Below are 23230 nucleotides of genomic sequence, written 5' to 3' on the forward strand. Positions count from 1 at the left end.
TTCGCGGCAATCGCATGAACACCGAAGCAAACCCTCACGACACCAACCGCTGCGACGACCTTGAATCATGTTGCTCGTCGGCGTGCGGATGTGGACCGTCGATCGAACGTCGAAGCTTCTTAACGACGCTCGGTGCCAGCGGTGGCGCAGCCGTGCTTCCGGCCGGACGCAACGCGATGGCCGGTCCGTTCAACGAAGCGGATGTTTCCGATAATGGGCACGCGTCCGGTCACCTAATTCCCGCCGACAAAAGACTAACGCCACAGTGGCTGGCTTCATTGACCCGGCGCGACCAACCGGAGGTCTATACCGGATCACAACTGAAGTACATCGGTATGCCGATCGGTGGTATCGGGTGTGGACAGATCTACTTGGGTGGTGATGGGCGTTTGTGGCTGTGGGACATCTTCAAGTGCAACTACACCCGCGAACGGGGCCACGGTCAACGGATCGCTGCGTTCACCTTGGGTGGCCATTACGCGCATCCGGTTCCCGCCGGCGAAACATACACCGATCGCAATGGCGCGGATGTCTCGCAAGGCTTCTTGATCCGCGCGACCGCTGATGGCAAGAGCGATACTCGTACGCTGGATCAGATCGGCTTTCCCGACGTGAATTTTCGCGGGGAATACCCGATCGGCAAGGTTGGTTACAGCGACCGCGGTTTTCCAGCCAGGATTGATTTGGACGCGTTCAGTCCCTTCATTCCGCTGAACTCCAAGGACTCTGCGTTGCCCGCGACGGTGATGAGCTTCACGGTTACCAACACATCCCAATCACCGATCACCATTGATTTAGGCGGTTGGATGCAGAACGCGACCTGTCCCTACACCACCGCGTCCGGACAGGGTCAGCGGACCAATCGGTGTGTGCAGGCTGATGGACGAGTCGAAATCCTAAGTTCGATCAAAGGTGCGGGCGTCGAAACCAAGCACGGCTTCGGATCGATGGCCCTGACAGTTTTGCACGACCGGAAAACAGACGACAGTGTTTCGATTGGCGCTGCGACATCCCTGACCGATCCTGACAGCCCCGATGGATTGTGGGAACAAATCAACTGGCGACAAGTGGATACCGTTGAAAAGCCATTGGACGAACTGCTGGTCGGCGGACTGGCAACGACGTTTGAACTAGCGTCACAGGAATCGCGAACGATCGACTTTGCCATCACTTGGTTCTTCCCCGACTACAACGAAAAGGGCCGTGGTCGAGCGCAAATGCTTGGGATTCGTGATTTCGGCACGCTACGCCGCCATTACGCCGCGTGGTTTGATTCGGCCGACGACCTTGCCAACTACTTGACCGAAAACAAATCGCGTTTGTTGCGTGACACACGATTGTGGAGCCAAACTTGGTACGACAGCACACTGCCGCACTGGTTGCTGGATCGTAGTTTCATTCCGATCGACTGCATCGCCACCCAGACATTTCATTGGTTCGACAACGGTCGACCCTACGGTTGGGAAGGCGTCGATTGTTGCCCCGGCACGTGCACCCACGTTTGGCACTACGCACAAGCATTGGCACGAATCTTTCCCGACATCGAACGTGCGTTTCGTGAAAAGGTCGACTATCAGGAAGGCATCGGATTCCATTCCGACACTGGCATCATTGGACATCGTGCTGAAAATCACCACACCCCCGCGATCGACGGCCAAGCCGGAACCATTCTACGTGCGTACCGCGAGCACCAGATCGCAGCCGATAACGAATTCCTGAAGCGAATCTGGCCGAACGTCAAGAAGTCGATCCAATATCTGATTGACCAAGATGGTGACGCAAATGGACTGTTGGAAGGAAAACAGCCTCATACCCTGGACGCATCCTGGTATGGTCCGATCGCGTGGCTAAGCGGCATGTATTTGGCCGCGCTGGCTGCCGGTCGGGCGATGGCCGTGGAAATGGGCGACGATGTTTTTGCCAACCAATGTCGGACGATCATCGACCGTGGATCCAAGACAATCGTCGACGAACTGTTTGACGGCGAATACTTCATTCACAAACCGGACCCAAACGTCACGGCACTGAACTCCAACAAAGGCTGTCATATCGACCAAGTGTTGGGCGAAGCTTGGGTCCGACAAGTCGGTCTGGATCGAGTGATCCCCAAACGGGAAACTGTTTCAGCACTGAACAGCCTTTGGAAATACAATTTCGCACCCAATGCGGGGCAGTACTCACTGGATCACATCCAGATTGAAAAAGCGTTCCGGTGGTATGCAATGCCGGGCGAAGCCGGCTTGCTAATGTGCACTTGGCCCAAAGGCGGTGCGACCCAGGCCATTCCCGGCGACGGTTTGCGGACCAAAGAAAACCCAGGCGTGTACACCGGACCAGGCGGCTACTTCAACGAATGCATGAACGGATTCGAATACCAAGTCGCGGCCCACATGATCTATGAGGGCGAACCCGATAGCCAACTGGTTCAACAGGGCCTGGCCATCGCCAAGTCGGTGCACGAAAGATACGCCGCCGATAAACGCAATCCCTACAACGAAATCGAATGCAGCGATCACTACGCGCGATCGATGGCAAGCTACGGTGTTTTCCTGGCGACGTGTGGCTTTCATTATCATGGTCCCAAAGGTCATCTGGGTTTCGCACCTCGCGTTTCACCCGATCACTTCAAAGCCGCATTCACGACGGCCGAAGGTTGGGGCACGTTCACCCAGAAAACGAATCAGCACACATTGTCCGCGTCGGTTGCGTTACGTTACGGGACGCTGCGTTTGAATCAACTGTCGTTACAGTCCGTTGCTGGTGCGCCAGCCACCAATGCGACCGCGCGGCTGAATGACCAAGACGTTCCGGTGGTTTTGGAAACCGATGGATCACAGCAGGTCCTTCGTTTTTCCAATGGTTTGGACATAAATGCCGGACAATCACTGGACGTGGAAGTGTTCTAAAATCCCCTACTTTTCACGCCTGTCACTCCTATCGCATTCTCGCCCACCACTTTCGCCACCCCAGCGGCGACCACTGCCCCGATCTCATCTTTCGAGGTTCCCACCGTGCCAACCCATCTCCGGTTCATCACTCTGCTTGTTCCATGCGTCCTTGGGTTTTTGCCACTGTCTCATGCCGATGCTGCAGACGCCCCACCCAATGTGATTTTGATTTTCGCCGATGACCTGGGTTATGGTGACCTGGGTTGCTACGGTGCGACAAAGGTCCAAACGCCGAACATCGACAAACTGGCGGCCGAAGGTCGGCGTTTCACCGATGCCCATTCGGTATCCGCCGTCTGTACGCCGTCTCGCTATGCGCTACTGACGGGCCAATACCCGGTTCGTGCCAACAATGGCCAGGGTGTGTGGGGCCCCGCACCGATCACTTCGCCATTGATTGTCGACACCGAAAAGACCACGATCGCCGACGTCTTCAAGACCCGCGGATACGAAACCGCCGTCTTGGGAAAATGGCATTTGGGTTTCAAATCAGGGACCAACGACTGGCAACCGCCCTTGCGCCCGGGGCCGCAAGACCTGGGATTCGATTACTACTTTGGCATGCCGGTCGTCAACAGCGCACCGCCCTATGTCTATGTCGAAAACGATCGCATTGTCGGCAGTGATCCCGACGACCCGCTGGTTTATGTCGGACGCAACGCGAAGAACGCCACACCGATCACGCCCATTCCACCGGAAGCCGCCCAGCGTAGCGCCAACGCTTTCACCGGAGCCATCGAAGCACACAAGCTGTTCAACGACTATGACCTGGGCACCAAGTTTGCCGAAAAATCGGTCAAGTGGATTGAGCAGAACAAAAACCATCCGTTCTTTCTATATTTGGCAACCACCAACATCCATCACCCATTCACTCCGGCAAAGCGGTTTCAAGGTACCAGCCAGTGCGGATTGTACGGTGATTCGATTCACGAACTGGACTGGATGGTCGGTCGGGTTTTGCAGTGCCTGGATGAAAACCAGTTGACCGATAACACCCTGGTGATTTTCACCAGTGACAACGGCGGTATGTTCAACTTCGGCGGCCAGGCCGCCTTCAAAGCAGGGCACCGTCAGAACGGCGAATTGCTTGGCTTCAAATTCGGCGTCTGGGAAGGTGGCCACCGTGTGCCGATGATCGTTCGTTGGCCTGGCAAAGTGAAAGCCGGCACGACGTCGGACCAATTGATCGGCCATGTCGACATGCTGGCGACTTTCGCGGCACTGACGGGCCAATCACTGACCAAGGAACAACAGGCCGACAGCTTGAACATGCTGCCGGCATGGATCGACCAACCCGCCGAACCGATCCGCGAACAACTGGTCTTGGCACCCCACAAAGGTACCCACCTGTCGCTACGCAAAGGCAAGTGGAAATACATTCCCGCCAAAGGCAGCGGCGGATTCGGGGGGCGAAAGCCCAGCGACCACGCGTTCGCCGGTCCGCCAGCGGTCACCTTTGTCGGTTCGGTCAACAGCGATATCGAAGACGGAAAGATCCGCAAGGATGCGCCGCCCGCACAGCTTTACGATCTGGAGTTTGATGTTCGGGAAACCCAGAACCTGTATCAGGATTATCCGCAAGTTGTCGAACAGATGAGCGAAATTCTGAAGGACTACGCTCCTGCCAAACCGACGCCGTCACGACAAGGCAGGCAAAAGCCAAAGGGATCGCCAGCGAAAATGATTCCCGCCACCCCCAGTGATCGCAGTGCGTCGTTCGATTTTGAATCTGGCAAGCTGCAGCCTTGGCGAATCGTGAAAGGTAGCTTTGGCCACATCATCGGAAATCGTGCGAAGTTTTTTCACAACGGTCGTGATTACAACAAGCAGGGTCAGTATTACCTTTCGACATTGGAAACGTCTGCCGACGCCGAAAAGGGCGACGACAAGCAAACCGGCGTGATCGTGTCACCATTGTTTGTCCCCCAAGGCGACACCATGACCTTTCGCATCGGTGGCGGCGGAGGCCCGAAGACTTACGTCGCACTGTGCACCGCCGATGGCGAAGAAGTCAGCCGGGCTCATGGCATCAACGATCAAACCATGCAGAACGCAGCCTTCGATCTTCGGCCGTTCGGGGGCAAACAGATGTTCTTGAAGATTGTCGACCGTTCGACGACCGGATGGGGCCACGTGACCGCTGACAACTTCCAAATGGATGCCCAGATCTTGAATCAGTATCCCGAATAGGGGGCCAATTCATGATCGCTTGATCGCATCGCCAACACCGCACCGGGATCACTGCATTCCATGGTTTCCGAATTTCACATGCAGCTTGCACCTTGGGCCGTGCGCATCAGCGTGCTGGCATGCCTTCTGTTTTCCGCTATGTCCGTCCGTGCCGACGCCACGACCCAGCCCAATTTCGTGGTCATCTTCACCGATGACCAGGGATATCAGGATGTCGGCTGTTTCGGGTCGCCCGACATACGCACGCCACGTCTGGATGCGATGGCGTCGCAGGGGATGAAGTTCACCAGTTTCTATGCGCAACCGATTTGCGGTCCGTCGCGGGCCGCTTTGATGACCGGTTGTTATCCAATGCGAGTCGCCGAACGAGGCAATACCAAGCAAGTTCACCCGATTCTGCATCAGGATGAAATCACCGTCGCCGAAGTCTTGAAAACACAAGGCTATGCCACCGCATGCTTTGGAAAATGGGACTTGGCCAAGCATTCGCAAACGGATTTCTTTTTGGATCTGTTTCCGACGCGTCAGGGGTTCGACTATTTCTATGGCACCCCCACCAGCAACGACCGCTTTGCCAATCTGTACCGCAACGAAAATCTGATCGAACCCAAAACCGACATGGCGACGCTGACGCGGCGTTACACCGACGAGGCGATCGGGTTCATGGAGCGTCACCGTGACGAACCATTTTTCGTCTATCTGCCTCACACCATGCCGCACACTCGCCTTGCGGCATCGGACGACTTCAAAGGATCCAGTCCGCGTGGTTTGTATGGTGATGTGATCGAAGAGATCGATTTCAATGTGGGGCGAATCCTTGATACGGTTGAATCGCTGAAACTCGACGATCGCACCTATGTGTTGTTCACCAGCGACAACGGCCCTTGGCTGAACAAAAACAAGAACTTTTCCGATGGGCATTTACCAAAAGATTATGGTGGTTCGGCCGGACCACTTCGCAGCGGCAAAGTGTCCGTCTTCGAAGGCGGCGTGCGGGTTCCCGCCATCCTTTGGGGACCGGGTCGCGTGCCTGCCGGAACCACGTGCGAATCGATTGCAACCACCATGGATGTGCTGCCGACCTTTGCCGCATTGTCCGGCGCGGAGGTTCCCTCGGACCGAGTGATCGACGGCAAAGATATTCGCCATCTATTCCACGGTGACTTTTCCGCGGCCGATCCCGATCGGGCGTACTTTTACTACTTGCGCATTCATTTACAGGCGGTCCGCCAAGGCAAATGGAAACTTCACTTGCCGCGGGCAAAGGAACCGATCGGCGCCGCCCCGTTCGGTCGCAACACGCACATCGCGCCGGCGGATCGCGTTGGCTTTGCACAGCCCTTCCTGGTCGACCTGGAAAACGATCTTGGTGAAACCACCGATGTTTCCGACCAGAATCCCCAAGTCGTCCGGCGGCTGGTCGCCCTTGCCGACGCCATGCGAAAGGACTTGGGTGACTTCGACCGTGTCGGGGACAAGATGCGATTCTTTGATCTGACGGGTCCACGTCCAACACGACCTCCGGTTCCCGCCCCGCGCAAACCCGCTGCAAAACAATCGAAGCATCTATCCACTGACAAGGCAAAATAGCCATGAGCCGAATCAAGACGACCGCTTTTGCATCGATCTGGTTGATCTTGCTGTGTTTGCATCGTGTCCCGGTCGATGCCGCACAGCCCAACTTTGTGGTGATCTTTACCGACGATCAAGGTTACGGCGACCTTGGCTGTTTCGGCGGTGACCATATCGACACGCCGAACATCGATCAGATGGCGACCGAAGGCATGAAGCTGACCAGCTTTTATGTGGCCGCCCCCGTTTGCACACCGTCACGCGCCGCATTGATGACCGGGTGCTATCCCAAGCGGATCGATATGGCGACCGGTTCAAATTTCGGTGTCTTGCTTGCCGGCGATCGAAAAGGAATGAATCCGGACGAGATAACGATCGCCGAAGTCATGCGGTCCGCCGGATACAGCACAGGGATCTTCGGCAAGTGGCACCTGGGTGACCAGCCGGCGTTTTTGCCGACCAAACAGGGCTTCGACGAATACTTTGGAATCCCTTACAGCCACGACATCCATCCGTTTCACCCCCGACAAAGCCATTACAACTTTCCGCCACTGCCGCTGCTGAAAAACGACACGGTGGTGGAAATGGAACCCGACGCCGACTTCCTGACCAAGCGTGTCACCGAGGCCGCGGTCTCGTTCATCGAACGTCATCAAAATGCACCGTTCTTTCTGTACGTCCCGCACCCGATTCCCCACGCACCGCTGCACGCATCACCCCCGTTCATGAAAGGCGTCGCCGAGGAAACGCTCGACGCAATCAACGCCGAAGACGGAAACATTGACTATCGCACACGTGACAAGATCTATCATCAAGCCATCGCGGAAATCGATTGGTCCGTGGGACAGATCCTTAGCACATTGAAAGCCAACGGCCTGGACGAAAACACGTTCGTCCTGTTCACCTCCGACAACGGACCGCCCAAAAACTCGTTGTTCGCCAGTGCGGGCCCGCTACGAGGCAACAAGGGAACCACGTTCGAAGGCGGAATGCGAGAGCCCACGGTGGTTCGGTGGCCCGGCAAAATCCCGGCCGGTCAGACCAATGACGAACTGATGACGACGATGGATTTGCTGCCCACGTTCGCGAAGTTGGCCGGAGCATCCGTTCCCAGCGATCGCGTGATCGATGGCAAAGACATTTGGCCCACGCTGATCGGCAAGACTGCGACACCGCACGAGTGTTTCTTTTACCACCGCGGCAACACGCTTGCGGCGGTTCGGTGCGGCAATTGGAAATTGCACACCAATCTTGGCAAGGCCACGCAGTTGTTTGATTTGTCGACGGACGTCGGCGAAACGAAGAACGTGATCGGCTCGCACCCCGATGTAGTCGCTCGCCTGCAACGGCACCTTGCCGCATTCGCCCGGGACATCGCCGACAACAGTCGCCCCGCCGCGTTCGTCGACGATCCCAAACCGCTGTCGAAGTAGGCTTGAATCAACCATGGCATCGGAAAGTCGCATCTTCGTCGCAGAGTGCGATTTTGGCTCGAATGCGGTGTCATCAACAACGACGCCACCAATTCAGAGGATCTTCTTCAACTTCTTTGAACCGCGCATGGTGCATGCAATCCGTCGCAGCGGCACTTCCCACAGACCACCCACTTCGCGAGCCTATCAGCAAAAGCGCCCAAATGCATCGGAGCGACGGGCTGGCATACATCAACAGCGGACACTACGAGGGTGATCACTGGCTGGAGACCTTTGGTCTTTACGTGGTCAAGCGTGTCGGTGTCAGCAGTGTCGGCAATTGATTGTGCCGATTCATCCAGCAAGACCAACCGCGGTTTTTCGCTTGAGTCTCGGGCTGCTGATCACCGCTGCATTCATCGAACCGGGGACCGGGATCCACGCATGCGTCGGCGGAAATAGCAGCCCGTACTGACGCACTGCTTCCCCAACTCCTCTCCGGTGAACTTCCCGTTCCCGAAGCCCTCCCACAGGCCGAGGAGATGCCCGCGTGATGATATGGAAACGGAGAGACGCCGAGTTCGCAGAGCAGGGATCGATCCAGAGTCCTCTGCGCTCTCCTTGTTTCAAACCACAATGGCGATGTATTTTTGAACGCAAAGACGCAAAGACGCAAAGACGCAAAGACGCAAAGACGCAAAGACGCGAAGACGCGAAGACGCGAAGACGCGAAGACGCAGGGACGCAAAGATTTTTAACAAGCTACGGACCTACGGAACAAAATTCACATAATCGTTGGTCAAGGAATGAAAAAACAAACCACCCTTTGCGTCTTACCGTCCTTGCGTCTTTGCGTTCAAAAAGCCCGATCAATGATCACAAAAGGCCAGCTCAAACAGCTTTCTCTCGACTGGTTCCGCGAGACGGGCTGTGCATATGCTAACGGCGTGGACATATCGCCCGACGGAGACGATCCAGAACGGGATGACTATCGATTCATCATCTATAAAGATCGATTGGCCGAAGCAGTGGCTTGACTGAATCCTGATCTTCCGCAATCGGCCGTCGATGATGTCGAGCACGTTGACGCCAATCCCGTTCATCCCAGCTTGGAACAAAACAACCGACAACTGCACAGGCTTTACACCAGCGACGTCAAAGTCGAATACAACGCCGATGATGGCAAGGAAACGATCCACGCTGAAATCATCGACTTTCGAAACTCGGCGGGCGACGACTTGCTGGTCATCAATCAGTTCCACCGAGTCCGCGAACTCCGAGCCAGCTGCGTACCGGCGGCTAGCGCCTTGCCGCTCACAAAAAATGAAGTGCAACCCGGATCGCGAAAGGCGGGCGTGTTCTGGCACACGCAGGGCAGCGGCAGGGCGCATTTTCATGTGCCGCTATGCGGGAAAGCGGCTGCCTCGATTTCTGAGCGGCATGGCGCTAGCCGCCGGTTTGATGGTAGTGAGTTAAAACGTTGCGCAACGAACCCGCGGCTAGCGCCTTGACGCTCACAAAAGATGAAGTGCAACCCGGTTCGCGAAAGGCGGGTGTGTTCTGGCACACGCAGGGCAGCGGCAAGACCCATTTCCATGTGCCGCTATGCGGGAAAGCGGCTGCCTCGATTTCTGAGCGGCATGGCGCTAGCCGCCGGTTTGATGGTAGTGAGTTAAAACGTTGCGCAACGAACCCGCGGCTAGCGCCTTGCGGCTCACAAGTCTGTTGGGCTGTTTCTGAATTTCATGCGGTACTTCGTCCTGTTTCAGGATGATGGAGACTTGCTGAACAGAAAGATCGCCGGCTACGATCAGTTCCACGGAGTCCGCGAACGCCGAGCCAACCACGTACCGGCGGCTAGCGCCTTGCCGCTCACAAAAAATGAAGTGCATCCCGGTTCGCGAAAGGCGGGTGTGTTCTGGCACACGCAGGGCAGCGGCAAGACCCATTTCCATGTGCCGCTATGCGGGAAAGCGGCTGCCTCGATTTCTGAGCGGCAAGGCGCTAGCCGCCGGTTTGGTCGTAGTGAGTTCAAACGTTGCCCAACGAACCCGCGGCTAGCGCCTTGCGGCTCACTAGTTTCTGAACCCGACGCTGGTCGTGGTCACTGACCGCAACAAATTTGGACGGCCAACTTTACCAACAATTCTGCATGGACATCGGCAGCTAGCGGCTTGCGGCTCAAGACTTTAGACGCCGCGATCGTGAAGAACACAACGGTCGACCAAAAGCTCATCCACGGGTTTGCAACCGTGGCTACAACATGGCGTCCCATCGGGACGAACGCGCGCTCACCGAGTCGCTACGTCGGAGCCGAAGAGGTGGAAGATGACGACGCCCATTTTGCCGAAAAGATAAAGGAACCCGCCCGCGAGTTAGCCACTCAATTTCACGAGTCCGAAAAACTGCACGCAGCGCAAGAAAAGAGCCAAACGCCTGTATTTTCGGCGTTTGGCTTTTCAAGTCTGGGCGCGTCTTGCCCTGGAATAGCGGCAGAGGGACTCGAACCCCCGACACGCGGATTATGATTCCGCTGCTCTAACCAGCTGAGCTATGCCGCCGTGGTGGCTGATTCGGCGAGGCGTTGAACGCCGTCGGCCGAACGTGACGTGGAAGGCTGCCCGTCGCCAGGCTGGCCGCGTCAAGCCGGGGATTCTAGCGTCACACCGGCCTGGTCGCCAAGGCCACAATGCCACAAAACTGGCGGGCCCAATCCGCTACTGCAGGACCAGCACGCCGGGGTCGATTCGCAGGATCATCACGCTGCGGTGCCCGTCTTGCACATGCGTCGGATGGATCGCTCGTGTCTCCGCGGCCCCCAACAACACCCAACGACCGACCGGCACTCGAGTGGTCGTGTCCAACTGGAACGGTGACGGGTTCTGGGTCTGCAATTTCGCGGCAATTTGCAATTCCCCAACATCAGTGGTGTTCAACAACGTCAGCGACACATTTAGCGATCCGTAGCGTCCGGTCCCGCTGACCATCGCCCGCTGGCCGACCGACGTCGTCAACGCGTTGGACGCGCCGATCACCATCCGTCCGAACCCGGCCGCGGCCAAACCGTCGGCTGCTGGACCGTCATAGGCCGCACGGTTTGCGTCGTCGGATTCGATCAACCACAACACCTGCACACGAGCTTCCTTCATCGGGATTTGACCTCCCCGATCCTGGACGACCATTCCCGAAGGATTGGTCACAGCACGCCGGTCCGCGGCAACATTGGCGGATGTGACATTTGCCGGCTGAACGCTTGCCCGCGAAACGCTGGCCGGAGCTTCGCCGAAGCGGGTCGACGACGGAGTGGATGCCTGTGAGTCGGCGCGGAGGTCACTCGGTTGGGACTGACCGAGACGTGGAGGCTGTGCAACGGCCACCGTCCAACACAATGCCGTCAGTGCGATCCCTGTCAAAGCTGGAAACATCACACGCCGCATCGTGGTATCCCTATTTTGGTGGCTTGTCATTTTTCGGTGGCTTGTCATTGCCGATTGTCTTGAAGGTTCCTTCGCGACCATCGCCGTGCTGAATCGTGTTCCGACGGATCCTGCGATGGCATCACGCGATCGAAATCCTGGTGCACCACCCCCGCCCCATCTCTGTCGATTGATGACGTCTGTCACCATGATAGTCGTTCTCGGACGCGTGCTTTGACTTTGGACGCTCGATTGGCCCGGCGGGTTCCCCGATACGGCGAAGCTTTCTTCTACGCGGCCGACGATCCCGAGTCGATCGGGGTGAATCGCTGTCGCACCAACTGCAGCAATGCATAGAAGAACGCGGCGATCATTGGCCCCAAAAAGATTCCCCAAAGCCCCAAAAACTGAACAGCACCGATGACCGAAACCAGTGCGACCAGTGGATGCAACGACGCCTCGGTACCGATCCATTTTGCTTTGATGATGTTGTCGACCGAGCCGACCACGATGAACCCGTAGATCAACAAACCCGCGCAGGCGGCGTAACGACCGTCGAAGGCAAGATAGATGGAGATCGCCGTCACCACCGAACCGGCACCCAAGAACGGAACGAACGAAAAGAACATCGTCAGCGCGGCCATCAAAAAGACGTTCGGAACGCCGGCCACCGCATAGCCGATGCCCGCCAAGACGGCTTGGGCCAGTCCCGCAACGACGCTGCCCATGACGACGCCGCGACAGACACGCCCGAAACGATCGATCAACTTGTCTTCGTCGCGACGGCCCAGCGGCGAAAGCCGATGCAATTCTGCCATGATCGAATCGCCATCGGCAAAGAAGTAGTACAACGCCATCATGGCCACAAAGATGCTGATCCCCAGATGAATCAAGTTGGCGATCAAACCAGCCGTCTTTTCGTACAGCCCCGATGCCATCCCCTGCATCCCCTTGCCCGCGAATTCGCGCAGTCGAACTTTGTCGTCATCACCGATACGCCCATAGGCTTGCATGCCTTTGCGGACGATCCAATGCTGTTCCCATTGGTCGATTCGTTTGGCCCAAACCGAATGCTCGGGATCTTCGACGACCTGCATCAAAGATTCGCTGATGTCGAACAACTGGGTCCCGGCAACAGCCAACGCGCCGGCGATGGGCAGACAGATCAGAAAAAAGATGATCGACGCGGCTATCCCCGCGGCAACACGCCGGTGACCACCGACCTTGCTTTGAATCCAGTCGTGGAAAGGATGAAACAGTACCGCAAGAATCGCCGCAGAGACCAATGCCATCAGGAACGGTTGCACGATTCGATAAAACACCACACCGACCAGCAAGCACAACGCGATCAGCGCATAACCGGAAAGGTTCAGCCGACCGCTGCCTTCCGCGGGTTGCGATTCTTGCCCCCGGTTGTCTTCGCCGGATGACCGGCGGGAAGCTTGATCGGTCGATCGGACTTCCGCGCCGCTGCCGTCTGCAGATTTGTCGTTGGACTGGTTCATCGACGCTTCGTCTTCGCGTTGCAAAGGTTCTGATGGTCTTGCCACGTTCGGTTTTGCCGCGTCGAACCACCTATGATCGGATCATCCGTTCAAATCTTCCGCCGTTCATGCGGATCCGCCATTGGCTTTCATATCAGTCGACCGCTGCGGTCACCAGATGACGGCGAACGGCGAACCGTTCGTCGGTATTCGCGTCGATCGCCATGCCCACTTGTCCAGCGGCTTGCAAAGTTTCCCCTTGAAGCTTTTCAGAATGGTCGACGTTGCACCGCATTGGGCGATCATCCGACAACCGCGTGGATCTGCCGCGCCGGCTGGGAATGATCGACGGCGTGTTTTTGCATTGAGACGACTGTGGCACGTCAGTTGCGATTCTTCGAACAGTGATGGCCGCGATGATTTTGGTCATCGAAGCAACCAAACTTGGAATGAAGAGAAATGGCAGACAAAAGCGCGTTTGAAAGCACGAAAGAGGCGATGACGGACAACAATCATTCGGTCGGCGAGGCCGCACCGGGAACCCCCTTCGCATTGGTCGCATTAAGCTACTTGGTGATCCTGGCGGGTGTCGTCGGAATCGCCGCATTGGTTTACTGGACGTTTTGATCCGGATTCTTTATAGCCCCAACGATCTTCGCCACCCCGTGCAACATGACTGGTTTGCACGGGATTTTTTTTCGCCTGTTCAACTTTGAAACAACGCCCCCAAAACAACGGCGCATGAAAAACGGCTTGTCACTGTCAGATGACAACGACAAGCCGATTGCAATGTTAGCACCGAAGGTGATGTCTATTTCATGTCCACGGTCGCGTTGATCGAATCATCGGTTTCCGGCGTATCGCCCTGCAGATAGGCCTTGCCCGCTTTGATCAGATAGCGAACGCCGGACAACCCCGAGTTATCCCAGTATTCACCGATTTCCGGATCGACACGAAGCAACGTCAATGAAGGATCTGACGGACCACCGGGGAACCAGACCTTCCAGGCCTCTTTCCACAAATCTTCGATCTTTGCCTGATCATCGACGACGTGGCATTGCCCGCTGACGGTGGCAAAGCGTCGGTCTGACTGGAACGTAACGGCAACGTCACTGTCCAGCATCAGATCGGCGATCTTTCCCGAACTGCGGTCGGTTACAAACCACAGTTGCCCGTCCTCCGTAGCTTCGGCAATCGCCATGGGACGCCCGTGCAATTTGGCATCGTCGGTCTTGGTGACCAGCATGGCGTTGTCGAACGATTGGATGATATCGACAAGTTTTTCTTCAGTATTCATTTTCAGTTTCCTTTTCATCTCGCGGTGATTCGCGACGGATGTGTGGATGGCAGTTCAGCAGAGTGTCTGTCCGGTCGATCAGCCGGTTGCCCTGCTGGGCGAACGAATCGCGATCAATAGAACCACAACAGCACCCAGGATCGATCCGATCCAACCGGATGCTTGCAGCGGAGAACCGCCGAACAATAGCCAGCCGCCGAAACCACCGACGAACGATCCGACGATTCCCAAAAGCATGGTTCGCAGCATTCCGATGTCTTGACGACCGGGAACGACCAACCGTGCGATGGCACCGATGATCAAACCAAAAAGGATCCAACCCAAAATGGGCACCAACATGGCTAGAAAGCTCCTGTTCGAAGGTTGTGTTTGATTCGCCAACCCACGTGGCTTTGGAAAATGCCAAATCCTGCGGGTTCGCCTGACACTGGCATAGCAATCGCAATCACCGTGCCGAAAGCTTGGCCGTCGGCGAAGATTTGTGACCGGAAAAATGGGGAACGTGAAGATTCGCCGCCGGCAGATCCGTGCAGACGACCGGCCGCTACACTAACGTCGCGATCGCATCGCAATTTTCGCTTTGCCCCTTTTTGAACACCTCAATCGCAAACATGATCTGGATCGTCGCTTATCTGAGCAGTGTCCTCGGCGCTTTGTTGACCCTGGTCGCGATGACGATCATCCGCAACGACACCCGCCACAACGTCGGACGTTTGGGCTGGATGGGGCTGATTCTTTTGACACCACCCATTGGTCTGCTGTTGTTCTTGTGGCTGGGAGGCCGAAAGATCTCCGCCGAACACGCGTCCCGACGCTTGGTCGATTTGCCCAAGGATGATGAAGACGTTCCTGATCACGGCGACGGGTTCGAATCGCTGTTACAGGCCCGCGGGCTGCGTCCACCGACGATCGGGAACCAGTTCGAGATTTTGACCGAAGTCCACAATGTCTATAACGCTTATCTGGACATGATCGATCAGGCCGAGGAAGCGATTTACGTCATGACCTTTATCATGGATGAACGTGAATCGTCTGAGGAGATCGTTGAACGACTGTGCCGCAAAGCCCGGGACGGGGTTCAAGTTCGATTATTGTGCGACGGTTTCGGGTCGTTCCAGATGTCCGACGACCAGCTGGAAGCAATCCGGGAAGCCGGCGGGAAAGCTAGACGTTTTAAACCGCTATCGAAGCTCAGCCGTTTGGCGTATTTGAACTATCGAAACCACCGCAAGTTGATGGTGGTCGATGGAAAGAAGGCCATTCTGGGCGGCGCGAATTTGGTGCAGGAAGAAATCGCGGAAGACCCACCGAAAGACGCTTGGGTCGACCTGAGCGTACGTATCGAAGGCCCGGCGGCGGCACAGTTGCAGGCGGTCTTTTGCAGCGATTGGAACTTTGTGACCGACGAAACGCTGCCGCCCAGCAAGATTGAAACTCCCGCCGAAGGTGCCGACTGTGAATCAGCCCGCTTGACCGTCGTTCCGATCGGCCCCGATGGGCCGGAAGAAATCCTGGAAGACTTTTGGCAGTATTCCATCCACCAAGCGGAACATCGGGTGTGGATTTGCACACCTTACTTGGTCCCGTCACCCAGCGCGATGCGTTCGCTGGAATTGGCATGTCGCCGCGGCTTGGATGTCCGGTTGCTGGTCCCCAGCCGCAGCGATTTGTGGCCGGTCGATTATGCACGGTACGACTATATGAAAGACCTGATTGAGGTCGGCGCGAAACTGTATCGCTACACCGACGGCATGGTGCACGCCAAAGTCGGCTTGGTCGACGACGAAGTGGCTTTGGTCGGTTCGGCCAACTTTGACATTCGCTCGTTCTTTTTGAACTACGAACTGTCCGTCGCCGTTCACGATCGGGAAACGATCGAAAAGTTAAAAGCGTGGTACGAAAACCTATTGGAAAAGAGCGAATGCGGCGTGATCGATGATTCGCTGTTTCGTCGGACGATGTCCGTGCTGGTGCGATTGTTCGCTTCCGAACTGTGATCGCGAATCTCAATCGCAACGGCGCATCGCTGTAGACTTATCGCTGAAAATTTGGATGCACGGCCGGTGCAATGATTGAATCACCGATCGGATCGATCGGCGCATAAAAAACGGCCGGTCCAATGGATCGGCCGCTGTGGTATCAAAATTTCGGCGGGATGCCGTAGCGAATCAGACGTCCGCTTGCTGGGCTTGCACCATCCAAAGGTGTTTTTCAAGCGGTGCGGAGATGCCGATCAGCATGTCTTCGCTGATCGGATCCAAATCACCGACCGTTTCGATGCCGGTGCGAAGGCCTTCGATCGCCGTCTTCAGTGCATCGGCCACTTTGTCGACCGTTTGCTTCACGGAGACGAATCCGGCGTCGTACTGTGCCAAGTCGCTGTCGGAGGCGACAGTGCCCGCACGTCCGTCCGGTGCAACGCCCAGGGTGCTGAGTCGTTCGGCCACTTCGTCGCTGCCGTCACGCACGGTTTCAATGATTTCGTCAAGCTGCAGGTGGACGCTGCGGAAATTGGGGCCAACCACGTTCCAGTGAGCTTGCTTCAGCACCAGAGCCAAGTCGACCAAGTTTGTCAGGTTCGACTGCAGAGCTTCAGCGGTCTTTTCGTTATCGCTGTCGGCCAAGATGTTGCGTTTAAAAACGGTTGTCGTCGTGGACATTCGATTTCCTTTGTTTGAAACAAAAATGGAGAGGGAGTGTGACTAATAAGTCAGGACAAATTCGGTCGCCGTTTTCCGCGTCATCCCTGTTGAAGATATGACTTTCGGAAGGCGCTAGCCGCCAACGGCGCGGCGACTTTCAGGCCGCCATCAACGACCCAACTGGCACCGGTAACAAACCCGGCGTCGTCGGATGCCAGGAACCGTACCGCGGCGGCAATCTCACTGGGTTTTCCGGCACGCCGGACGGGAATCGCGGGACGGTCGACGTCGTCGAAGTCGTCCGCATCCATGCCGTTGATCGGAGTCGCAACCTCGCCGGGGGCGATCGCATTGACCGTAATGTTTCGTGGCGACAGGTCCAGCGACAAACACTTCACCAGGCCGCCAAGGGCGTGCTTGGTCATCGTGTAAAGCGTGTCCTGTGGATTAGCGATTGTTTCGTGGACGCTGGTGACAACGATGACACGACCCGGCGTCGAACGTGACTGCGAATAATCACCGTCGGGGACCATGTGCTGCACGCCACGCTGGATCAGCATGGCGGCGCCGATCGCGTTGACATCGAAGATTTTTCGTGCCGTCTCCAGGTCCAAGTCCGGCATCGTTTTTCGAACCATCATGCCGGCATTGCTGACCAGCACATCCAGACCGCCCAACTGATCAACCGCTTGGTCGACCACCGGACCGGCGGTTTCGGGCGATGACAGATCAAGTTGGTGGATAAAGCACCGGCCGCCCGCCGCTTTCACCGCATCAGCCGTTTTTTGGGCTTCGTCACGACTGGATCGATACGTGATCGCAACGTCATGACCGTGCTTGGCCAATTCGATCGCGATCGCCCGTCCAATGCCGGTGCTTCCGCCGGTCACGATGGCTGTTCGACGATTCATTCGGTGAATTTCCGTGTGAGTTGCTTTCAGTCCAACGAATCTCAGCGGTCTTCGGTCACGGTGTGGCCGTCAACGCCCGGATTCACATGAAAGATCACTGAATGCAGATATCGCGCCAAAGTGTTTTCGGGCTTCATCGGCATGGCCCTTGCATCGCCACGAACAATGAAACGTCCCAACCAAGGAAAACACCCGAGTCTCCATCAATACGGTGATTGTCATGAATTCTAAATCAGCACCGCTGAACCGCGTGCGATGCCCCAACTGTCAGCAGTCGGTCGATGACCGCGCCGTTGCCTGTCCCAATTGTGGAAACAAAATCTACGTGGAACATCCCGGTGACATCACGCCGACCAAACATCCACCGCTGCGATACCCCGGTGAGTCTGACAAGACATCCGGCAGTCATCCGCGTCGTTGATCGCCAACATCGGCGATTGCAATCCACTTCAAGGGAAGCGCATCCGGTTTCATCAACTCCGGTGCGCATTTCACGGAATTCGATTGCCGACCACTCTGTTTCATTTTTTTCATCCAAGGATGTTTTTCATGTCCAGCATCACCCCCCGCCAACATTCGGCTGTCGACAAAAATTGCCTGATCGCGGAATTTCGCCGCGACGAAGCGTTTCGCAACGGTCTTTTGGCGTTGCAGAAAGCACGCTTCGACGAACAACAAATCTCGACCGTTGTGAGATCCGACGAACTCGACAACACGAAGACTCCGAAAACGGGCCAAAGAACCGCTAACAAGGTCGACAGCGAAAAACTGACCTCCGCAACCACGATGACCGGTGGCCTGGTCGGTGGTGCGATCGGCGCTGCAAGTTTGGTCGGCCCTTTTCTAGTCGCCGGACCGATCGCGGGAATGGCCGTAGGTGCGGTCGGCGGTGGGTTGATCGCCGCACTGACCAATACCGGCGTTCAAACCGAGAATGCGAAGACGTATCAGCAACGCGTGGAGGAAGGTTCGCGGTTGATCATCATGGAAGATGAACCGTTGAAGTTGCGTGAAGCGGAACGCATCTTAAAGACCGTCGACCCTGTGACGCTGGAAGTCTTCCTTCGCGAAGGAGATGCGGCGTAGGCGCTGTTTATCAATTCAACACGAAGGCCAACGGAAACGGTAACCCGACGCGTCAGCGAGGGATTCTTGATGAATGAATAACTTCGGCCCCTCGCTGACGCTTCGGGTTACCAATTGATAAACAATTCCTAGCATCGTTGCGTCCGCGTTGGCCGATGCCGTGCAGCATGCAAGGTGCGGCAACCTGCGACACCGACTGCGACGCAAAGCAAGTTGCCTTGCGTCGCCAGAACTGAAGCCGATCAGGCGTCCGTCGCGGAACTGATATTGGCCGCTTTGGCTTGGTTGTCCGATTGAGGATTGTCGCTGTTCCATTTGGCCAAGCGATCGAACCGGTCCTGAAGATTCTTAGTCAGCCCCGACAGTTCGCCGCCACGATGCATTGCCGATTCACGACAGCTATCTTTCGCGCGGGCTTCGATTTCCGCTTGGATGCTGCCGTCTTTCCGAGCGTAGCCGTTCTGAATCAGCGACTTCAACAATGCTTCGGATCGATCGGCCATTTGGGATTGATCGCCTTGCAAGCACTGGCAACACAGCTGTGCAAGCTCATCGAACAATTCATCGATCTGCGGGTTGGATTCGCTAGGTTTGGGATCTGCCATGGTGGACTCCGTTGCATCAAGTTGCGGTGAAATTGAACGGCCGCCAAATCAAGAGCGGCTCCAGTGAATCAGTGACGCAATCGACATGCCGCGATGCTGATGATCCGAGGAATTGCCTGTCGATCGCGAAGACATGGACGACACGGCTTCCCTGTCGCGTTTCGTCGAGAGCCGTTCATTCCTCAAGTCCTTTCCTCCGGCCAATCGCAACGCTTCGGTGTCACGTGACGGCGCGTCTGTTGCAGCCGACCAAGGGCATGTTTGAATTCCAACAGCTTTCGATCCCCACCAATGTGGTCATCTTTTTCGTTGCGGCCTGCGTCGTTTGGTTGGCGGGTACGAAACTAAGCCGCTACGTCGACTTGTTTGCCGAACGCACGGGTGTCGGCGAAGCCTTCGCCGGCGCGATGCTATTGGGCGGTGCGACCAGCTTGCCGGAACTTGCAACAACGGTCACCGCCGGATGGTCGGGCGCCGCCACCCTAGCAGGATCCAACCTGCTGGGCGGTATCGTCATGCAGATCGCTGTTTTGGCGTTCATTGATGCCTTTGTGTTGCGAGGCAAACCGCTGACGATGTTTTCACCGCGATCATCCCTACTGCTGGTCGGCATCGTGTTGATTGCGATGATCGCACTTGCCTGTGCCGCGATCGCCAGCGGAGACCGTTACGTGTGGCAGGGCATTGGAATTTGGCCGCCGCTGCTGTTTGTCGCCTATGTGGCGTCGATGGCCGTGATCTATCGCTATGAAGGCAGCCCCCGCTGGGAACCGCGTGGTGAAGTGGCCCAGCCACCCGAGTCGGCCAAAGACCTAAAGGACAGCTTTCACGAAGCGTTCGACAACGTCAGCACGAAAACGATCATAGGATTGTTTTGCATGAGCGGTCTGGCGGTTTTGATCGGCGGGTATTTCGTCGCGCGAAGTGGCGAAGCATTGGCGAACCAGACGGGAATCAGCCAAGGTTTCATCGGTGCCACTTTGGTTGCCGTGGCCACCAGTCTGCCTGAATTAAGCACGACTTATTCCGCCGTCCGCTTCGGTGCGTACAGCATGGCGGCGGCCAACATTTTGGGAACCAATAGTTTGGAAGTCGCTTTATTCTTGCCGGCCGAGCTGGCCTATCGCGAAGGAGGCATCATGAATGCGGTCGCGGCATCGTCAGTCTTCTTGGCCGCTCTGGGCATTCTGGTCACTTGCCTGTACCTGTGGGGCGTTTTGGAGCGGCGAGACAAAACCTTCCTAGGCATGGGTATTGATTCCTTCGCTGTTCTGGTCGTCTATGCCATCGGCATGACCATTTATTCAACGCTGTGACCCCGCGAATGCAGCATTCCGCAACGCTGCGTCGATTGGGCAAGCGACGCCAACTCGGTCAACACTGTATCGCCATTCGCATACCGATGATCGCACCGGAGCGATCCTCTGTGGCACAGCGATTGCGACCCTCTCGATTCGATCCAAAGCAATCAAACCGAACCGCACTTCTGTTCAGGCGATAACCCGAAACGGGCTAGCCGCTGGCCGGAAGACGACCGACATCGCTGACCCGCCTGGGAATGTCTAGCGGTGAAAGAAGTTCATCGAGGAGCCACCAAAAAATGAAAGAACAACATCAACAAGATCGCCCGGCGGTGATCGTCACGGGCAGTTCCGGGCTTTTAGGCGGCCCGGTTTGTCGACGTTTGGCCGAAGAGGGATACGAAGTGTTTGGGTTCGACCGCGTCGGTCTTCCCGAACCACCCAAACACTTGCGGCACGTCCATGACATTGAATGCGACGTGACCAGCTATGCCAATGTTCAAGGTGCGCTGCGGAAAGTACACGAGCGAACCGGTGGCCGTTTGGCAAGCGTGGTTCACATGGCGGCGTACTACGATTTCAGCGGCGCTGATAGCGATCTGTACCGCGAAGTGACCGTCAACGGTACTGATCGGCTATTGAACGGCTTGAGCGATTTCCGTTTGGAACAGTTCATCTTCACCAGCACCATGTTGGTTCATCGGCCTTGTGCAGTGGGTGATCGCATCCGCGAAGACAGTCCGCTGCAAGCACAGTGGGCCTATCCAGAAAGCAAGATTGCTACCGAACGGTTGATTCGCGAAGGGCATCCCAGTGTGTCGTCGGTGTTTCTGCGGATCGCGGGCGTGTACACCGACTACGGTCGCCAGCCGACATTGGTCCAACAGATTAAACGGATCGCCGAGAAAGACTTTCAGGGCCATTTCTATCCTGGCGACGGCGACAACGGACAATCCGCAGTGCATGTCGACGACGCGGTCGAAGCGATTGTCCGAACGGTCAATCGCCGCGAACGCATTGAACCCAAGACGGCGATTTTGATCGGTGAACCCGATCCGCCCAGCTACGGGGAATTGCAAGACCGCATCGGCCAGCAGCTGCACGGCGAAGATTGGGCAACGGTCCAGATTCCCAAGGCGGTCGCCAAGGTCGGTGCCGCGGTCAATGACACCGTCAGCGGTGGTGAATCGTTCATCAAGCCCTACATGGTCGACATGGCTGACGATCACTACGCCTTGGACATTTCCCGAGCGGAAGAACTGCTGGGCTGGAAGCCCAAGCATGACTTGCGTGAAACGTTAGCCGGGATCGTTCAAATGGCCCAACAGAATCCGGAACACTTCCGCAAACAGAATGGGTTGGACTGACGATGGACATTGCGATCGACCGAACGCCTGCCCGATTGAACGTCGCCGTTCCGCCGTATCCACACAATCCATCCTCGTGGATTCAGAGGTTGCCGATTTGTTTGTTGGCCTTTGTGGCCGCAGGAATCTCGACCCACTTGGCGATGTATCAGTGGGGCTTGATCGATTCCACCTGGGATCCGGTCTTCGGCGACAGCAGCAACCGAGTCTTGAAATCAGACGCGGCCAAATGGATGTACCGCATGCTGGGCATCCACGATGCGGCGCTGGGTGTCATCGCATACCTGGGTGACGCGATTCTGGGGCTTGCAGGTTCCACACGACGTTGGCAATATCGCCCGTGGTTAGTGATCCTGTTCGGGATCGACGTCATTCCGCTGGGCATTGTTAGCGTCATCTTGGTGCTGTGCCAAGCGTTCGTCGTTGGACAATGGTGCTTTCTGTGCTTGGTGACCGCAGCGATTTCGTTGATCTTGGTCTATTGGGCCTGGGACGAGGTGCGTTCGTCGGTCGTGTACCTGTACTTGGTTTGGAAAGACGATCGCAGTTGGCGGCAATTGTGGAAGGCGTTTTGGGGTTACCACGACGAAGCGTTTGACCGCGCCGCCGCAAAGATGCTGGCACAGGAGAACTAAGTCATGTGGGGACGCGTTGTCGAAATCATGACCGCCGTTTGGCTGGCCATCAGCCCTTGGATCTTCGGCGTCAGCGACCAGCCCCACTTGGTCTGGTCTGACATGCTGATCGCGCTGGCTATCGCCACCTGTTCGGGACTGTCCTATTGGCGTCCCACGCGGCGGGCACACTTGGTGATCCTATTGATCTCCGTTGGGCTGATCGCTTGGGGGCGACTGTCGGGCACACCGCCGATTGCCGCGCACCAGAATCACATCGTCATCGGGTTGTTTTTGTTGATGATCGCCCTGATCCCCAACGAAGCATCTCGCCCGCCCGAACCTTGGCGATTCGAAACCACCGCCAAGGTTTGATGTATATGCC

General features: G+C 56.6%; 22 protein-coding genes, 1 tRNA gene and 1 pseudogene. 14 read left to right on the top strand and 10 right to left on the bottom strand.

Annotated features, from left to right (window positions below):
- Window positions 1-14 precede the first annotated feature (14 nt).
- The 5 genes from Mal65_RS15270 (at window position 15) to Mal65_RS15290 (ending at window position 8466) form a co-directional block, all read left to right on the top strand.
- Window positions 15-2906, top strand: coding sequence for a GH116 family glycosyl-hydrolase (locus Mal65_RS15270; protein WP_165701302.1), 2892 nt, complete (start codon window positions 15-17; stop codon window positions 2904-2906).
- Between the two features lie 105 nt (window positions 2907-3011).
- The gene (locus Mal65_RS15275) at window positions 3012-5138 is read left to right on the top strand and encodes a sulfatase family protein (protein ID WP_145299286.1); all 2127 of its coding nucleotides are present in this window, start codon (window positions 3012-3014) and stop codon (window positions 5136-5138) included.
- 138 nt (window positions 5139-5276) lie between these two features.
- Window positions 5277-6728, top strand: coding sequence for a sulfatase family protein (locus Mal65_RS15280; protein WP_145304954.1), 1452 nt, complete (start codon window positions 5277-5279; stop codon window positions 6726-6728).
- A gap of 2 nt (window positions 6729-6730) precedes the next feature.
- Window positions 6731-8143, top strand: a complete 1413-nt coding sequence (locus Mal65_RS15285; RefSeq protein ID WP_145299289.1) for a sulfatase family protein — start codon at window positions 6731-6733, stop codon at window positions 8141-8143.
- 62 nt (window positions 8144-8205) lie between these two features.
- A complete protein-coding gene (locus Mal65_RS15290) occupies window positions 8206-8466 on the top strand; it encodes a DUF2891 family protein (protein WP_145299292.1) in 261 nt (86 codons plus the stop codon).
- Between the two features lie 525 nt (window positions 8467-8991).
- Here Mal65_RS15290 and Mal65_RS26540 read toward each other — a convergent pair.
- The gene (locus Mal65_RS26540; protein WP_165701303.1) at window positions 8992-9519 is read right to left on the bottom strand and encodes a hypothetical protein; all 528 of its coding nucleotides are present in this window, start codon (window positions 9517-9519) and stop codon (window positions 8992-8994) included.
- Between the two features lie 333 nt (window positions 9520-9852).
- On the opposite strand from Mal65_RS26540, the pseudogene Mal65_RS27530 reads away from it, so the two are divergent.
- Window positions 9853-10102: pseudogene (locus tag Mal65_RS27530) on the top strand (hypothetical protein); the annotation flags it as partial.
- A 507-nt stretch (window positions 10103-10609) separates the two neighbouring features.
- Here the strand turns inward: Mal65_RS27530 and Mal65_RS15305 are convergent.
- The 4 genes from Mal65_RS15305 to Mal65_RS27215 all read right to left on the bottom strand — a co-directional run bounded on the left by Mal65_RS15305 (window position 10610) and on the right by Mal65_RS27215 (window position 13452).
- Window positions 10610-10683: transfer RNA gene (locus tag Mal65_RS15305), tRNA-Met, on the bottom strand.
- Window positions 10684-10839: 156 nt separating this feature from the next.
- Window positions 10840-11547 (bottom strand): hypothetical protein, encoded by a 708-nt coding sequence (locus Mal65_RS15310; RefSeq protein ID WP_145299297.1) that lies wholly within the window; start codon window positions 11545-11547, stop codon window positions 10840-10842.
- Between the two features lie 281 nt (window positions 11548-11828).
- Window positions 11829-13043 (bottom strand): AI-2E family transporter, encoded by a 1215-nt coding sequence (locus Mal65_RS15315; RefSeq protein ID WP_145299300.1) that lies wholly within the window; start codon window positions 13041-13043, stop codon window positions 11829-11831.
- Window positions 13044-13176: 133 nt separating this feature from the next.
- Window positions 13177-13452 carry a hypothetical protein gene (locus Mal65_RS27215; RefSeq protein ID WP_231131146.1) on the bottom strand — a complete coding sequence of 92 codons (276 nt, stop codon included), beginning with the start codon at window positions 13450-13452 and terminating at the stop codon, window positions 13177-13179.
- Between the two features lie 29 nt (window positions 13453-13481).
- Here Mal65_RS27215 and Mal65_RS26555 point away from each other — a divergent pair, with 29 nt between their 5' ends.
- Window positions 13482-13649, top strand: a complete 168-nt coding sequence (locus Mal65_RS26555; protein WP_165701305.1) for a hypothetical protein — start codon at window positions 13482-13484, stop codon at window positions 13647-13649.
- Between the two features lie 184 nt (window positions 13650-13833).
- Here the strand turns inward: Mal65_RS26555 and Mal65_RS15320 are convergent, their stop codons facing one another.
- Window positions 13834-14319 carry a pyridoxamine 5'-phosphate oxidase family protein gene (locus Mal65_RS15320; RefSeq protein WP_145299304.1) on the bottom strand — a complete coding sequence of 162 codons (486 nt, stop codon included), beginning with the start codon at window positions 14317-14319 and terminating at the stop codon, window positions 13834-13836.
- A 78-nt stretch (window positions 14320-14397) separates the two neighbouring features.
- Entirely contained in the window at window positions 14398-14658 is a 261-nt protein-coding gene (locus Mal65_RS15325) for a GlsB/YeaQ/YmgE family stress response membrane protein (RefSeq protein WP_145299307.1), read from the bottom strand.
- A 272-nt stretch (window positions 14659-14930) separates the two neighbouring features.
- Here Mal65_RS15325 and Mal65_RS15330 point away from each other — a divergent pair, with 272 nt between their 5' ends.
- Window positions 14931-16316 (top strand): phospholipase D-like domain-containing protein, encoded by a 1386-nt coding sequence (locus Mal65_RS15330; protein ID WP_145299310.1) that lies wholly within the window; start codon window positions 14931-14933, stop codon window positions 16314-16316.
- 171 nt (window positions 16317-16487) lie between these two features.
- On the opposite strand, the gene Mal65_RS15335 is transcribed toward Mal65_RS15330, so the two are convergent.
- Both Mal65_RS15335 and Mal65_RS15340 read right to left on the bottom strand, forming a co-directional pair.
- Complete coding sequence (locus tag Mal65_RS15335; RefSeq protein WP_145299313.1) at window positions 16488-16979, bottom strand: Dps family protein; 492 nt, start codon at window positions 16977-16979, stop codon at window positions 16488-16490.
- Between the two features lie 80 nt (window positions 16980-17059).
- Window positions 17060-17872: an SDR family oxidoreductase gene (locus Mal65_RS15340; RefSeq protein WP_145299316.1), complete on the bottom strand. Its 813-nt coding sequence runs from the start codon at window positions 17870-17872 to the stop codon at window positions 17060-17062.
- 220 nt (window positions 17873-18092) lie between these two features.
- Between Mal65_RS15340 and Mal65_RS15345 the strand changes: the two genes are divergently transcribed.
- Together Mal65_RS15345 and Mal65_RS15350 are read left to right on the top strand one after the other, a co-directional pair.
- The gene (locus Mal65_RS15345; RefSeq protein ID WP_145299319.1) at window positions 18093-18293 is read left to right on the top strand and encodes a zinc ribbon domain-containing protein; all 201 of its coding nucleotides are present in this window, start codon (window positions 18093-18095) and stop codon (window positions 18291-18293) included.
- A gap of 128 nt (window positions 18294-18421) precedes the next feature.
- A complete protein-coding gene (locus tag Mal65_RS15350; RefSeq protein WP_165701306.1) occupies window positions 18422-18958 on the top strand; it encodes a DUF1269 domain-containing protein in 537 nt (178 codons plus the stop codon).
- 242 nt (window positions 18959-19200) lie between these two features.
- On the opposite strand, the gene Mal65_RS15355 is transcribed toward Mal65_RS15350, so the two are convergent.
- The gene (locus Mal65_RS15355) at window positions 19201-19563 is read right to left on the bottom strand and encodes a hypothetical protein (protein ID WP_145299325.1); all 363 of its coding nucleotides are present in this window, start codon (window positions 19561-19563) and stop codon (window positions 19201-19203) included.
- A 257-nt stretch (window positions 19564-19820) separates the two neighbouring features.
- On the opposite strand from Mal65_RS15355, the gene Mal65_RS15360 reads away from it, so the two are divergent.
- From Mal65_RS15360 to Mal65_RS15375, 4 genes are all read left to right on the top strand, one after another.
- Window positions 19821-20879 carry a sodium:calcium antiporter gene (locus tag Mal65_RS15360; RefSeq protein WP_145299328.1) on the top strand — a complete coding sequence of 353 codons (1059 nt, stop codon included), beginning with the start codon at window positions 19821-19823 and terminating at the stop codon, window positions 20877-20879.
- Window positions 20880-21163: 284 nt separating this feature from the next.
- Complete coding sequence (locus Mal65_RS15365) at window positions 21164-22231, top strand: NAD-dependent epimerase/dehydratase family protein (RefSeq protein ID WP_145299331.1); 1068 nt, start codon at window positions 21164-21166, stop codon at window positions 22229-22231.
- A 2-nt stretch (window positions 22232-22233) separates the two neighbouring features.
- Complete coding sequence (locus Mal65_RS15370) at window positions 22234-22866, top strand: vitamin K epoxide reductase family protein (RefSeq protein ID WP_145299334.1); 633 nt, start codon at window positions 22234-22236, stop codon at window positions 22864-22866.
- A gap of 3 nt (window positions 22867-22869) precedes the next feature.
- Entirely contained in the window at window positions 22870-23220 is a 351-nt protein-coding gene (locus Mal65_RS15375) for an SPW repeat protein (RefSeq protein ID WP_145299337.1), read from the top strand.
- Window positions 23221-23230: the final 10 nt, after the last annotated feature.

The sequence above is a fragment of the Crateriforma conspicua genome (genome assembly GCF_007752935.1).
GTDB lineage: Bacteria > Planctomycetota > Planctomycetia > Pirellulales > Pirellulaceae > Crateriforma > Crateriforma conspicua.